Below are 13267 nucleotides of genomic sequence, written 5' to 3'. Positions count from 1 at the left end.
TCCCACAGGCATGCCGGGCACGCCTGTGGGATCGATTCACCGCCGAGTGTTACTTGATGCGTTGACCCGGCTTGGCGCCGCTGTCAGGGCTCAGCAGGTAGATCTCGTCACCGCCAGGACCGGCCGCCATGACCATGCCTTCGGAAATACCAAACTTCATTTTCCGTGGCTTGAGGTTGGCGATCATCATGGTCAGACGGCCGTCGAGCTTGGACGGATCCGGGTAGGCGCTCTTGATCCCCGAGAACACGTTGCGTTGCTCGTCACCGATATCGAGGGTCAGGCGCAGCAGCTTGTCGGCACCTTCCACGTGTTCGGCTTTGACGATCAGCGCAACGCGCAGGTCGATCGCGGCGAAAGCGTCGAAGTCGATTTCCGCCGACAGCGGATCCTTGGCCAGTTCGCCATTGCCCGCAGGGGCGGCGGCACCGGTGTCGGTCTGGCTGGCGGTCAGGTCTTCTTTCGAGGCGTCGGTCATCGCTTGGACTTTTACCGGGTCGATGCGGGTCATCAACGGCTTGAACTCGTTCAGTTGATGATTGGCCAGCAGGGTCGCGTGGTCGTTCCAGGTCAGCGGGGCGACGTTGAGGAACGCCTCGGCATCGGCGGCCAGCAGCGGCAGCACCGGTTTGAGGAAGATCACCAGTTGGCGGAACAGGTTGATGCCGGTGGCACAGATCGCCTGGACTTCATCGTGTTTGCCTTCCTGCTTGTTCAACGACCACGGCGCCTTGTCGGCAATCCAGGCGTTGGCGCGGTCGGCGAGACCCATGATTTCACGCATGGCGCGGGCGAAGTCGCGGGCTTCATAGGCATCGGCAATGCTTGGCGCGGCGGCGAGGAAAGCCTCGGTCAGCTCTGGCGCAGCATTGTTGTCGACCAGCAGGCCGGCGTTGCCTTTTTGAATGAAACCGGCGCAACGGCTGGCGATGTTGACGACTTTGCCGACCAGATCGGAATTGACCTTCTGCACGAAGTCTTCGAGGTTCAGGTCGAGGTCATCTACGCCACGACCGAGTTTGGCCGCGTAGTAATAGCGCAGGTATTCCGGCGACAGGTGATCCAGATACGTGCGGGCCTTGATGAACGTGCCGCGCGACTTGGACATTTTCTGGCCGTTGACGGTCAGGTAGCCATGTACGTTGATGCCGGTCGGCTTGCGGTAGCCCGCGCCTTCAAGCATCGCTGGCCAGAACAGCGCGTGGAAGTTGACGATGTCCTTGCCGATGAAGTGGTACAGCTCGGCGCTGGAATCCTTGGCCCAGAACGCGTCGAAATCCAGCTCCGGCGTGCGGTCGCACAGGTTTTTAAAGCTGGCCATGTAGCCGATCGGCGCGTCCAGCCACACGTAGAAATACTTGCCTGGCTCGCCCGGAATCTCGAAACCGAAGTACGGCGCATCGCGGGAGATGTCCCACTGTTGCAGGCCAGCGTCCAGCCATTCGGCGATTTTGTTGGCGACGGCGTCTTGCAGGGTGCCGCTACGGGTCCAGGCTTGCAGCATTTCCTGGAAGTCCGGCAGTTTGAAGAAGAAGTGCTGGGAATCCTTGAGCACCGGAGTGGCGCCAGAGATCGCCGACTTCGGATCCTTCAGGTCAGTCGGTGCGTAGGTCGCGCCGCATTTTTCGCAGTTGTCGCCGTACTGGTCTTCGGTGCCGCATTTCGGGCAGGTGCCCTTGATGAAGCGGTCGGCCAGGAACATTTTCTTTTCCGGGTCGAAATACTGAGTGATCGAACGTTGGGCGATGTGCCCGGCGTCACGCAGCTTCAGGTAGATCTGGCTCGACAGCTCACGGTTTTCTTCGGCGTGAGTGGAGTGGAAGTTGTCGAAATCAACCAGGAACTCGGCAAAGTCGGCGCTGTGTTCAGCCTGCACGTTGGCGATCAGTTGTTCCGGGGTGATGCCTTCCTTTTCCGCGCGCAGCATGATCGCCGAACCGTGGGCGTCGTCGGCGCAGACGTAGATGCATTGATTGCCGCGATGCTTCTGGAAGCGCACCCACATATCGGTCTGGATGTATTCCAGCATATGGCCAAGGTGAATCGAACCGTTGGCGTAGGGCAGGGCGCTGGTGACGAGGATCTTGCGTGGTTCGGACATGTGGGGCTTCGCTACTTGATGAAACGGAGGTCGGCCACTATAAAGCGCTGGCGCATATTTTTCACCCTGTGCACCTGTTTCATTGGATGAGAAACAGCAAAGATCAAAAGATCGCAGCCTTCGGCAGCTCCTACACATAATCCCCTGTAGGAGCTGCCGAAGGCTGCGATCTTTTCAGGTACGATACCCACCATCTTTTCCCAGTCTTGTTATCGGAGTTGCCCATGAGCGCCGTCACTCGCGCAGCGGTGGAAGCCGTCCTCAGCCAATACACCGACCCTTACCTGAACCAGGATCCGGTCAGCGCCGGATGCGTGAAAAACATCGAGATCGTCGGTGATCGCGTCAATGTGCAGCTGGAAATCGGTTACGCCGCCGGTCTGTTCAAGAGCGGCTGGGCGCAATTGCTGCAACTGGCCATCGAAAACCTCGACGGCGTGGTGATTGCCAGGGTTGAAGTCAACACGGTGATCGCCGCGCACAAGGCGCAGGCGCAGATCCCGGGCCTGGCCAACGTCAAGAACGTGGTCGCCGTGGCCTCCGGCAAGGGCGGTGTGGGCAAGTCGACCACCGCCGCCAACCTCGCGCTGGCACTGGCCCGTGAAGGCGCCAAGGTCGGTATTCTCGACGCCGATATCTACGGCCCGAGCCAAGGCATCATGTTCGGCATCCCCGAGCGCACCCGCCCGGAGGTCAAGGATCAGAAGTGGTTCGTGCCGCTCAAGGCCCACGGTGTCGAAGTCATGTCGATGGCGTTCCTCACCGACGACAACACGCCGATGGTCTGGCGCGGCCCGATGGTTTCCGGCGCGTTGCTGCAACTGGTCACGCAAACCGCATGGGGCGATCTGGATTATCTGGTCATCGACATGCCGCCAGGCACCGGCGATATCCAGCTGACCCTGGCGCAGAAGGTTCCGGTGGCCGGGGCGGTAATCGTCACTACGCCGCAGGATCTGGCCCTGCTTGACGCGCGCAAAGGCGTGGAAATGTTCCGCAAGGTCAACATTCCGGTGCTGGGCGTGGTGGAAAACATGGCCGTGCACATCTGCTCGAACTGCGGGCATGCCGAGCATCTGTTCGGTGAGGGCGGCGGTGAGAAACTGGCGACGCAGTACGGCGTTGAGCTACTGGCTTCGCTGCCGTTGTCGATGCTGATCCGCGAACAGGCCGATGGCGGCAAGCCAACAGTGATCGCCGAGCCGGACAGCCAGATTGCCATGGTCTACCAGGAACTGGCCCGCCACGTTGGCGCGCGGATTGTGTTGCAGGAAGCGGTATCGCCGGCGATGCCGAACATCACCATCAGCGACGATTGATACATCCGCAACACCCTGTACTTGTAGGAGCTGAGCTTGCTCGCGAAGGGGCCGTGTCAGGCAACATTAATGTTGTATGACACGGCCCCTTCGCGAGCAAGCTCAGCTACAGGTTTTGCGGTGTGGGTCAGATACGCAACCCGCCATCCATCTCCAGAATCCGACCGGTGTAGTAGTCGTTCTCGAAGATATACGCCGCCGAATGCGCGATCTCTTCCGGCTTGCCCATGCGTTTGAGCGGAATCCCCGAAGTCATCTTCTCCAGCGCTTCCGGCTTCATGCCCAGGGTCATCTCGGTTTCGATGAAGCCCGGCGCAATCCCCGCCACACGAATCCCGTAACGCGCCAATTCCTTAGCCCACGTCACCGTCGCCGCTGCCACGCCAGCCTTGGCCGCCGAATAGTTGGTCTGGCCAACGTTGCCCGCCCGCGAGATCGACGAGATGTTGATGATCGCGCCGCTGTTCTTCAGCTCGACCATTTTCGCCGCCACTTCACGGGTGCAAAGGAACACGCCGGTCAGGTTGACGTCGATCACGGCCTGCCACTGTGCCAGGCTCATCTTGGTCATCTCGCCGTCCTTGACCTTCAACAGCAGGCCGTCACGGAGGATCCCGGCGTTGTTGATCAGGCCGTGGATCGCGCCGAAGTCGGCGGCCACCTGAGCGACCATGTGCTCGACCTGTTCTTCATTGGCGACGTTGCACAAGTAGCTGCGCGCCTCGACGCCCTTGGCTTTACACGCCGCGACCGCGTCGTCGAGTTTTTCCTGATTGAGGTCGACGAGCGCAAGCTTCGCGCCTTTGCCAGCGAAATACTCGGCCATGGAGCGGCCCAAACCCTGGCAACCGCCAGTGATAATGATTACTTTGTCGTTGAGTTGCATTCGCATGCCCCGATAGCAGGTCTGAGTAGTTTTTATTGTTAGCGACTCCCGATCTGCACCGGCCGTGGCTGGTTTGCACATGAGAATTGCCCGATGGCGTGACCGAAACTTTCTTCCGGGCGCCTGTCCGTTTTTTCGACGGATTCTATTTAAGGAGTCATAAATTGAGCGTTGAAGTGGCCAAGAATGCCCGAGAATTGCTTCTCAAGGAATACCGTGGAGTGCTGTCGACGCACTCCAAATCGATGCCCGGTTTTCCCTTTGGCTCCGTGGTGCCGTACTGCCTGGACGAGCAGGGCCGCCCGCTGATCCTCATCAGCCGCATCGCCCAGCACACCCACAACCTGCAGAAAGATCCGAAATGCTCGCTGTTGGTGGGTGAGCGTGAAGCCGACGACGTGCAAGCCGTTGGTCGCCTGACCTATCTCGCCGAAGCGCAAAAGCTCGAGGACGGCGCTGCGATTGAAGGCGCCGCCGAGCGTTACTACCGCTACTTCCCGGATTCGCAGAACTACCACAAGGCCCACGATTTCGATTTCTGGGTGCTGACCCCGGTGCGCCATCGTTACATCGGCGGTTTCGGCGCGATTCACTGGATCGATCAAGTGACGCTGGCCAACCCGTTCGCCGGCAAGGGCGAGATCAGCATGGTCGAGCACATGAACAGCGACCACGCCAAAGCCATCGCGCACTACGTCGACCTCGCCGGTCTGCCGAAAACCGTGCCGGCGCAATTGGCGGGCATCGACACCGAGGGTATGCACCTGCGCATCGGTCAGGCGCTGTACTGGCTGCCGTTCCCAGCACCCTGTAATACGCCGACACAAGTGCGCGAAGCCTTGGTTTCTCTGGCTCACGCCGAGGTCTGGCCAAAAAATGAAGTGGCCGACGCTTGAATTCACGAAAGGCCGACGTCATCTAAGGCTTACTGCAAGGCATTTCTTGCGTTGAGGAAACTTTGATGCGCCCTTTTCTGTTGCTCTTTCTGCTGTTTCCGGTGCTGGAGCTGTTCGTATTCGTCAAAGTGGCAGGGGCTATCGGGTTTTTCCCGGCCCTGCTGCTGATCATTGTCGGCTCGATGTTCGGTGTGTTCGTGCTGCGCGTCGCCGGTCTGGCCACGGCACTGCGTGCCCGTGAAAGCCTGAACCGCGGCGAACTGCCTGCGCAAACCATGCTCGAAGGCCTGATGCTGGCACTGGCCGGTGGTCTACTGATTCTGCCGGGCTTTATCAGCGACGTCGTCGGTCTGGTCATGCTGCTGCCGTTTACGCGTCGTTTGCTGGCGAACAAAATGCGCCAGCGCGCCGAAGAACAGGCAATCCGCCAGCGCGCCTTTGCTGACGACCTGCAGCCGCGTGGCGGCCCTGCGCCGCGTCAGCCTCTGGGCCGCGAGGGTGATGTGATCGAGGGCGAGTTCGAACACCGCGATCCCAAGTAACGTCTGTATCGACACGGCACCTTCGGGTGCCGTGTTCGTTTGGGGCTGATTTTGTCCGCAGAATCCGCGAAATTTTTTTCGCCTCGCCCTTGTAATAAGCTTATGCGCCCTTATGTATCGGTCACCGAAAGGTTTCTGGCATTTGCGCCAGTCAGTCTTCCGCGTCTCGCTCGACGAGGCGCAACCGGCGAAGGCCGGATTTGTTAAACCCGCCGGGACTACACCGGCCGATGAAAACCACAATTAGGAGAGATCGACAATGAAGCTTCGTCCTCTGCATGACCGCGTCGTAATCCGTCGCAGCGAAGAAGAAAAGAAAACCGCTGGCGGTATCGTCCTGCCAGGTTCGGCTGCTGAAAAAGCCAACCACGGTGTGATTCTCGCTGTAGGCCCGGGCAAAGCTCTGGAAAACGGCGAAGTGCGCGCACTGTCCGTTAAAGAAGGCGACAAGGTTGTGTTCGGTCCTTACTCCGGCAGCAACACAGTGAAAGTCGACGGCGAAGACCTGCTGGTAATGAGCGAGAACGAAATCCTCGCTGTTATCGAAGGCTGATACCCCCGTTCATTTTCCCGCTACTACAAAGTATTTAAGGAATATCGATCATGGCTGCTAAAGAAGTTCTGTTTGGCGATTCCGCCCGTAAAAAAATGCTCAAGGGCGTCAACGTCCTGGCTGACGCAGTAAAAGCGACCCTGGGCCCGAAAGGCCGTAACGTGATCATCGAGAAGAGCTTCGGCGCTCCGACCATCACCAAGGACGGCGTTTCCGTCGCCAAAGAAATCGAACTCGAAGACCGTTTCGAAAACATGGGCGCGCAGCTGGTCAAAGACGTTGCCTCCCGTGCCAACGATGACGCTGGTGACGGTACTACTACCGCTACCGTTCTGGCTCAGTCGATCGTCAACGAAGGCCTGAAAGCCGTCGCTGCCGGCATGAACCCGATGGATCTGAAGCGCGGTATCGACAAAGCGACCATCGCTATCGTCAAAGAGCTGAAGAACCTGTCCAAGCCTTGCGCTGACACCAAGGCCATCGCTCAGGTAGGCACCATCTCGGCCAACTCCGACAGCTCCATCGGCGACATCATTGCCGAAGCCATGGAAAAAGTCGGTAAAGAAGGCGTGATCACCGTTGAAGAAGGCACTGGCCTGGAAAACGAACTGTCGGTTGTTGAAGGCATGCAGTTCGACCGTGGCTACCTGTCCCCGTACTTCGTCAACAAGCCAGAAACCATGGTTGCCGAGCTGGACAGCCCGCTGATCCTGCTGGTCGACAAAAAGATCTCGAACATCCGTGAAATGCTGCCAGTACTGGAAGCCGTTGCCAAAGCCGGCCGTCCACTGCTGATCGTTTCCGAAGATGTTGAAGGCGAAGCCCTGGCGACTCTGGTTGTGAACAACATGCGTGGCATCGTTAAAGTCGCAGCCGTCAAGGCTCCAGGCTTCGGCGACCGTCGCAAGGCCATGCTGCAGGACATCGCTGTTCTGACCGGCGGTACCGTTATCTCCGAAGAAATCGGCCTGAGCCTGGAAGCAGCAACCCTGGAAAACCTGGGTAGCGCTAAAAAGGTCAGCATCTCCAAGGAAAACACCATCATCGTTGACGGTGCTGGCGTTGAAGCAGACATCCAGGCGCGCATCACTCAGATCCGTGCCCAGGCTGCTGAAACTTCCTCGGACTACGACCGTGAAAAACTGCAAGAGCGTCTGGCCAAGCTGTCCGGCGGCGTTGCAGTGATCAAGGTTGGCGCTGGTTCCGAAGTAGAAATGAAAGAGAAGAAAGCCCGCGTTGAAGACGCCCTGCACGCAACCCGTGCAGCCGTTGAAGAAGGCGTGGTACCTGGCGGTGGCGTTGCGCTGATCCGCGCTCTGCAAACCCTGAACGACCTGAAAGGCGACAACGCTGATCAGGACGTCGGTATCGCTGTTCTGCGTCGCGCTGTTGAAGCACCGCTGCGTCAGATCGCTGCCAACAGCGGCGACGAGCCAAGCGTTGTAGTCAACGAAGTCAAGAACGGCACCGGTAACTTCGGTTACAACGCTGCAACTGGCGAATACGGCGACATGATCGAAATGGGCATCCTGGATCCGACCAAGGTGACTCGTTCCGCTCTGCAAGCTGCATCGTCGATCGGCGGTCTGATCCTGACCACCGAAGCTGCAGTCGCTGACGCGCCGAAGAAAGACGGCGGCGCTGGCGGCGGCATGCCAGACATGGGCGGCATGGGTGGCATGGGCGGCATGATGTAAGCCAGCCTTACCCCCGAAACGAAAAACCCCGCTGACGCGAGTCAGCGGGGTTTTTTATTGTCCTTCAAAAGATCACAGGCAAAAGATCGCAGCCTTCGGCAGCTCCTACAGGGGATCGCGAACATCTGTAGGAGCTGCCGAAGGCTGCGATCTTTTGATCTCCATTCAGGCACTGATTGGTTGTGTTTTGACGACTGCCTCAGCCCTCACCGCCGGGCGATACAGCACCCAGTAATACGACCCCAGACAAATCAGCCAGCAGAAAATCGCCGTCCACACGTTGTGTGAGAAGAAGTGCGCACCCTGCATCATCCGGCTGATCGAAAACACCGAACCCAAGGCAAAGGCAAAGATAAACGCCTGCTTGGCCAAACGCGGACGACGATCACGCAGCACGAAAAACAGCGCAAACAAGGTAAACCCGGTAGCCGCATGCCCACCCGGCCAGCAACGCCCAGGCTTGTCGGTCTGCGGGCGATGTTCCATGAGCTTGCTGTAAGTCTCATGGCCGCCAAACTGCTCGAGGCTCCACGGGCATTGCACCGCGGTCACGGCTTTGACCGGTGTGACAAACGAAGTCGCCAGACCCAACGACAGCACCAGACAACCCAGTTCACGCTTGAACGGTTTCAGCCGCTCGATGAAAAACGCGCCAATGAAACCAAGGATCGCAAACACCGAAAACGCGATCACCACCTCTTTGGCGCGGTCATGCAGGATGTCTTCGAGGAAGTAACTGTGTCGCCCGATGAAATCACCCGCGACCGGGTCGTAAAACAGTTGGGCCAGGTACATGTCCAGATCGGTCAGTTCGAGCAGTACCAGAATGATCGCCGCAACAGCGGGTATTCCCAGGCACCACCAGAAATTCAGCGGCCGGGGAGCGGGGCGGGCAGAGGTCGACACCATGGGTAATTCCTTGGTCGGTAAGTGTGTTCTGAGGAGCGCAACCGCGGGGAGTCTGCGCGCGCTGGCGTCGCTGATTTGTTAATCGAAAGTGAAAAAAACGTTGGCGGCCACAATGAACGTTTTTCTCGCAAAACAACCCAACACACGCCTAGCCGTCAGCCACACTTGGCCGTAAGCTGCGCGGGCCAAGACGGCCATTACTGTGTACGGAAGAGGTGCCCATGCGAATTCTGGTGGTCGAAGACAACCGCGATATCCTCGCCAATCTGGCCGATTATCTGGGCCTCAAGGGTTATACCGTCGATTGCGCGCAGGACGGTCTGTCGGGCCTGCATCTGGCCGCGACCGAGCATTACGACCTGATCATTCTCGACATCATGTTGCCGGGCATCGACGGCTACACCCTGTGCAAGCGCCTGCGTGAAGATGCCCGCCGCGACACGCCGGTGATCATGCTCACCGCCCGCGATCAACTCGATGACCGTTTGCAGGGTTTCAAATCCGGTGCCGACGATTACCTGATCAAGCCGTTCGCTTTGTCCGAACTGGCTGCGCGGGTCGAAGCGGTGATGCGCCGTGCGCAAGGTGGCGGACGCCGAGCGTTGCAGGTTGGCGAGCTGAATTACGACCTCGACACGCTGGAAGTGACCCGCGAAGGCAAACTGCTCAAGCTCAACCCGGTGGGCCTCAAGTTGCTCGCGGTATTGATGCAGAAGAGCCCGCACGTATTGCGTCGCGAAGTGCTTGAAGAAGCGCTGTGGGGCGACGACTGCCCGGACAGCGACAGCCTGCGCAGTCATGTGCACCAGTTGCGTCAAGTGATCGACAAACCGTTCGCCAAACCACTGCTGCATACCGTGCACGGCGTGGGTTACCGCCTGGCCGATGCGTAATGGAGTTTAGACAGAGCCTTTCGCAACGGATCATCATCGCTTTTGCATTGATGAGTGCGCTGGTGGCCGGCGCGTTTGCCATGGGCATTGTCGCCACGGTGCATCTGGTCGAAGAGAAACTGATTTCGGCGGGCCTGGGTGGCGACTTGCAGCGCTTGCTGCTGATGGACAACGTCTCGGACTGGAGCCACCGCCCCGAGCCGGATCAGTTGTTCTACTTTAGCGGCGGGCCGGGCGATTTCGAGTTGCCGAAAGATCTGCGTCACCTTGATTCCGGATTCCACGAAGTGTTCCGCGAGCAGCTGTCGTATCACGCGATGGTCGAGATCGTCGACGGTCGGCGTTATGTGCTGCTGCAGGATCAAAGTGATTTCGAAGAGCGCGAGCGCGTGCTGTTCGCCGTGGTGCTGGTGGGCTTTGTGCTCAGTCTGGCGCTGGCGGTGTTCCTCGGCTGGGTGCTCGCACGCAAGGTGATGGCGCCGGTGGTGCGCCTGGCGCGTCAGGTTCGCCATCGCGACCAATTACTTGGGCTGGCGCCACCGTTGGCGCCGGATTATGCCGCTGACGAAGTCGGTGAACTGGCAGTGGCGTTTGATGCCACGCTGGGGCGCCTGCGTCAGGCCCTGACCCGTGAGCGGCTGTTTACCAGCGACGTCAGCCATGAGTTGCGCACGCCGTTGATGGTTTTGGCCAGTTCCTGTGAGCTGCTGCTGGAAAACCCGGCGATCGACGCTCGGGGACGTTCGCAGGTCGAGCGCATCGCCCGCGCTAGCGAAGAAATGCGCGAACTGGTGCAAACCTTTCTGATGCTCGCCCGAGCACAGCGTGAAGACGCGGGTGCAGCACCTCAGCAAAGCCTCTCGCAAGTCGCTGAAGGGTTACTGTGTGTGTGGCGTGAGCCGATTGAATCCAAGGGCTTGAGGCTGGATTTCGCCGCCGGACAACCCACGCAGACCCGTTTCAATGCGACCTTGTTGGGGGCGGTGATGGGCAACCTGCTGCGCAACGCCTGCCACTACACCGAAAAAGGTTTTATTCGCCTGACGCTGACCGGCAACGGCTTTATCGTCGAAGATTCCGGCGTGGGCATTCCGGAGGAAAAACGCGAGGCGATGTTTCAGCCTTTCGTGCGCGGGGCCGAGAAACGCGGCGAGGGTCTGGGACTCGGATTGTCGCTGGTGCAGCGCATCTGCGAGAACGAGGGCTGGAGCGTCAGTTTGAGCACGATGGAACCCAATGGCTGCCGCTTCGAAGTGGATCTTGGCAAACTTTGAAGCTCGTAGTGGCCCCGCGCTACTCCCGCTTACCTGTCTAAATCCTGTATAACTCTGAAATAGTTTGGCGGTTTACCCAACGAAATTTTCACAATTGGATGACCTGACACTGACACCCCCATCCCTAAGGTGGGGGCATCAGTAATTCAGGAGTCCTGGTGATGGCCGGCCCGATCAAGCTCGATTTTTCCGAAAAGTACGACGACAACCATGCGCAGAAATATCTGCACAAGCATCAAGCCAATCTGGGGCGCCGCTTGTCCCATTGGCGCGATGTTCAGTTGGCCCGCAAGGCGCTGACTCTGGCAGGCGAGCCGGGGCTGGTGTTGGATTTGCCCTGCGGTGCAGGCCGTTTCTGGCCGATGCTGGCGGAAAAGTCGAATCGGGTAATCATCGGTGCGGACAACTCCGAATCAATGATCAAGACCGCGATGCAGGCGCAACCGGCTGATGTGGTGAAAAGGGTACAGCCCTTGCACACCTCCGCGTTCGACATCGCTTTACCGGATAACGCCGTCGACAGCATTTTCTGCATGCGCCTGCTGCATCACATCGGTGAAGCCGAGCATCGGATGGCGATCCTGCGTGAATTCGAGCGTGTGACCCGCGACAGCGTGATTATTTCGCTGTGGGTGGATGGCAATTTCAAGTCCTGGAAGCGCAAGCGCTCCGAGGCAAAACGTGGGCAGGAAGGTTACCAGAACCGTTTTGTGTTACCGGCCGCTACGGTCGAGAAAGAATTCGAAGCCGCCGGTTTCCGCATTCAGGAACAATTGGATTTTATCCCGCTATACGCGATGTGGCGGGTCTACGTATTACGCAAGAGGTAGCAGGATGGCAGTGCAATTTGCAGCAGAGACGGACGTCGCTCCGCAGGATCGTTTCGACTACTACTGGAACCAGCAAGGCGAATGGGTAGAAGAACCCAATGTCCGCCGTGGTGGCCAAAGTGGTGTTCAGCGAGTCGTGGGGCGTGATGGTCAGCTGCTGTATGCCAAGCGCCAGACCGGACACATTTATCGTAGCTGGCTGCACCCGTTTGGCCGTCCGACCGTATTGCGTGAGCTGGATGCCCTGACCGGCGTCAGCAAGCTCGGCGTGCGTGTGCCGGAGATCGTGTTCTGCGGTGCCCAGCCGGATCCGCAATACAAGTGGCGTGCGCTGCTGGTGACCAAATCCCTGGACGGCTTTGACGAGCTGGAAAAGTGGGAAGCCGCCGGTGGTCGTGCGCAGTACGGCGAAGCGGTGTATGAGCGCGTGCTCAAAGACCTCGCCGAAAACATGGCGCGCATGCACAAGGGCCGTTGGCAGCACAGCTGCATCTACATCAAACACGTTTTTGTACGGGTGACCGGCGAAGGGGATTCGGCCAAGGTTGAAGTGGCCTTGATCGATCTGGAGAAGTGCCGTCAGCGTCTGACCGCCTATCGCGCCGCCTCCCATGACATGAAACAAATGCGCCGCCATTCGTCGTTCGGCGATGCTGACTGGAAGAAACTCGTCTACTTTTACGAGACGGCGTTTGGCAGCGCTATCAAAGGTTTATAGCGATGAAACTCGAAATTGCACGAGGTTTTTTTCTGGTTGGCGCCTTGGCAGTTGCTTCATTGGCGGTGGCTGCCTGGGAGCAGCCACGCATGCAGGTCATCGGTGCGTCCGTAGAGGGCGAGCACTGCGCAATACCACGGGTGGCGAAAGCCTCCGTGGCGACCAAACCCGACCATGATTTATTGCTGTTCATGTTCGGGATGGCACAGGGAATGAGGCCGCAAAGTTGAACCGATTGAAGCCAAAATAAAAGGCCTCGCAGATGCGAGGCCTTTTTTTTGAGAATCAAAAGATCGCAGCCTTCGGCAGCTCCTACAGAAGATGCATTGCAATGTAGGAGCTGCCGAAGGCTGCGATCTTTTGATCTTAAGCTTTGTCAGGTTTTGCCAGCAGGGTGTAGATGCACGGCAACCCGATCTTATTGCCGCACACAGGTCAAAATGTGGGAGCGGGCTTGCTCGCGAATGCGGTGTCTCAGTCGACAAATGCATTGATTGACCCACCGCCTTCGCGAGCAAGCCCGCTTGTATGGTAGGACTCGAAGGGGTGGGTGGGACCAAAAGCCAGCTTCTGACTGTTAGCCCAGTACAGACTGTGGGAGACATCGGCCCCACCCCTTCCACCAAAGCGCCGATAAAGAATGCTTCGT

13 protein-coding genes are annotated in these 13267 nt (G+C 58.6%); 10 read left to right on the top strand and 3 right to left on the bottom strand.

The annotated features are described in order from the left end of the window. Positions 1 to 49 precede the first annotated feature (49 nt). The gene (metG, locus tag GVL50_RS24710) at positions 50 to 2101 is read right to left on the bottom strand and encodes a methionine--tRNA ligase (RefSeq protein ID WP_159815387.1); all 2052 of its coding nucleotides are present in this window, start codon (positions 2099 to 2101) and stop codon (positions 50 to 52) included. A 224-nt stretch (positions 2102 to 2325) separates the two neighbouring features. On the opposite strand from metG, the gene apbC reads away from it, so the two are divergent. Beyond that, entirely contained in the window at positions 2326 to 3420 is a 1095-nt protein-coding gene (apbC, locus tag GVL50_RS24705) for an iron-sulfur cluster carrier protein ApbC (protein ID WP_159815386.1), read from the top strand. Positions 3421 to 3547: 127 nt separating this feature from the next. Here apbC and GVL50_RS24700 read toward each other — a convergent pair whose 3' ends face one another. Then, positions 3548 to 4306 (bottom strand): SDR family oxidoreductase, encoded by a 759-nt coding sequence (locus tag GVL50_RS24700; RefSeq protein ID WP_053123391.1) that lies wholly within the window; start codon positions 4304 to 4306, stop codon positions 3548 to 3550. Between the two features lie 164 nt (positions 4307 to 4470). On the opposite strand from GVL50_RS24700, the gene GVL50_RS24695 reads away from it, so the two are divergent. The 4 genes from GVL50_RS24695 to groL all read left to right on the top strand — a co-directional run bounded on the left by GVL50_RS24695 (position 4471) and on the right by groL (position 7994). Further along, entirely contained in the window at positions 4471 to 5202 is a 732-nt protein-coding gene (locus GVL50_RS24695; RefSeq protein ID WP_159815385.1) for a HugZ family protein, read from the top strand. 65 nt (positions 5203 to 5267) lie between these two features. Beyond that, complete coding sequence (locus GVL50_RS24690) at positions 5268 to 5744, top strand: FxsA family protein (protein WP_159815384.1); 477 nt, start codon at positions 5268 to 5270, stop codon at positions 5742 to 5744. A gap of 259 nt (positions 5745 to 6003) precedes the next feature. Continuing rightward, the gene (locus GVL50_RS24685; protein ID WP_007916610.1) at positions 6004 to 6297 is read left to right on the top strand and encodes a co-chaperone GroES; all 294 of its coding nucleotides are present in this window, start codon (positions 6004 to 6006) and stop codon (positions 6295 to 6297) included. Positions 6298 to 6347: 50 nt separating this feature from the next. Beyond that, complete coding sequence (groL, locus tag GVL50_RS24680; RefSeq protein ID WP_053123383.1) at positions 6348 to 7994, top strand: chaperonin GroEL; 1647 nt, start codon at positions 6348 to 6350, stop codon at positions 7992 to 7994. 165 nt (positions 7995 to 8159) lie between these two features. On the opposite strand, the gene GVL50_RS24675 is transcribed toward groL, so the two are convergent. After that, positions 8160 to 8903, bottom strand: a complete 744-nt coding sequence (locus tag GVL50_RS24675; protein WP_159815383.1) for a phosphatase PAP2 family protein — start codon at positions 8901 to 8903, stop codon at positions 8160 to 8162. A gap of 221 nt (positions 8904 to 9124) precedes the next feature. On the opposite strand from GVL50_RS24675, the gene GVL50_RS24670 reads away from it, so the two are divergent. The 5 genes from GVL50_RS24670 to GVL50_RS24650 all read left to right on the top strand — a co-directional run bounded on the left by GVL50_RS24670 (position 9125) and on the right by GVL50_RS24650 (position 12848). Continuing rightward, entirely contained in the window at positions 9125 to 9796 is a 672-nt protein-coding gene (locus GVL50_RS24670) for a response regulator transcription factor (protein WP_053123379.1), read from the top strand. Continuing rightward, positions 9796 to 11070 (top strand): HAMP domain-containing sensor histidine kinase, encoded by a 1275-nt coding sequence (locus GVL50_RS24665; RefSeq protein WP_053123377.1) that lies wholly within the window; start codon positions 9796 to 9798, stop codon positions 11068 to 11070. The genes GVL50_RS24670 and GVL50_RS24665 overlap by 1 nt, the downstream gene beginning before the upstream one ends. Before the next feature lie 161 nt (positions 11071 to 11231). Beyond that, the gene (locus GVL50_RS24660; RefSeq protein WP_053123376.1) at positions 11232 to 11900 is read left to right on the top strand and encodes a class I SAM-dependent methyltransferase; all 669 of its coding nucleotides are present in this window, start codon (positions 11232 to 11234) and stop codon (positions 11898 to 11900) included. Positions 11901 to 11904: 4 nt separating this feature from the next. Further along, the gene (locus GVL50_RS24655) at positions 11905 to 12618 is read left to right on the top strand and encodes a lipopolysaccharide kinase InaA family protein (protein ID WP_159815382.1); all 714 of its coding nucleotides are present in this window, start codon (positions 11905 to 11907) and stop codon (positions 12616 to 12618) included. A 2-nt stretch (positions 12619 to 12620) separates the two neighbouring features. Further along, entirely contained in the window at positions 12621 to 12848 is a 228-nt protein-coding gene (locus GVL50_RS24650) for a hypothetical protein (RefSeq protein WP_159815381.1), read from the top strand. Positions 12849 to 13267 lie beyond the last annotated feature (419 nt).

Origin of the sequence: Pseudomonas sp. 18058 (genome assembly GCF_902706155.1) — a bacterium.
GTDB lineage: Bacteria > Pseudomonadota > Gammaproteobacteria > Pseudomonadales > Pseudomonadaceae > Aquipseudomonas > Aquipseudomonas rustica.
Note: the sequence above shows the minus strand (reverse complement) of the source record. Positions and strands in the feature narration are given on the sequence as shown.